The following is an 890-nucleotide window of genomic DNA, read 5'->3' as shown; positions in this document are numbered from 1 at the left end:
GTGCAGGTGGTGTCTCCGGAGCCGGTGCTCACCCTGGAGCGCAAGGAGCTCACGGGCTCGCCGCCGGAAGAAGCCTGGCGCCTGGCGCGTGAAGCCGCCGCGCAGCCCTTCGACCTCGCGAAGGGCCCGCTGCTGCGCGCGCTGCTGCTGACGTCGTCACCGGGAGAGCACCTGCTCGTCGTGGTGGTGCACCACATCATCTCCGACGGTTGGTCCATGACGCTGCTGGTGCGCGAAGTGGCGCTCCTCTACGGCGCGTTCGCGCGGGGACAGGCGGTGCCTCTGCCGCCGCTGGGCATCCAGTACGCGGACTTCGGTGTCTGGCAGCGCGAGTGGATGCAGGGCCCTCGGCTGGAGAAGCAACTCGGTTACTGGAAGCGACAGCTGGCCGGTGTGCCCTCCGCGCTGGAGCTGCCCACCGACTTCCCCCGCCCCGCTGAACGCGACGGCCGTGGCGCCCGGCATGACGTGCTGCTGCCGCGCGAGTTGACGGACGCACTGAAGGCCCTGGCGCAGCAGGAAGGCGCCTCCCTCTACATGGCGCTGCTGACGGGCTGGCAGATGCTCATGGCCCGCTACTCCGGCCAGCAGGACGTCACCGTCGGCTCTCCCATGGCCGGCCGCACGCGCGGCGAGGTGGAGGGCCTCATCGGCCTCTTCGTCAACGCCCAGGTGCTTCGCACCCGCGTGTCGGGCACCGCGTCCTTCCGCACGCTGCTGCGTCAGGTGCGAGAGACGGTGCTCGGGGCCCAGGAGCACCAGGAGCTCCCCATCGAGCGCCTCGTGGAGGAGTTGAAGCCCGAGCGCATTCCGGGCCGTACGCCCTTCTTCCAGGTGATGCTCACCTACCAGGCCTCCTTCCGCGGCTCCGCCTCCGTCGAGGGCGTCAA

Annotated in this window: 1 protein-coding gene; it reads left to right on the top strand. The window is 70.4% G+C overall.

All coding sequences use genetic code 11. From position 1 onward, the window contains the following. On the top strand, positions 1-890 hold an 890-nt coding region (locus D7Y21_RS41260), incomplete at both ends, for a condensation domain-containing protein (RefSeq protein WP_233612507.1).

It is taken from the genome of Corallococcus sp. AB045, assembly GCF_003668895.1.
Lineage (GTDB): Bacteria > Myxococcota > Myxococcia > Myxococcales > Myxococcaceae > Corallococcus > Corallococcus coralloides.
This window is presented reverse-complemented; position numbering and strand designations above follow the sequence as displayed.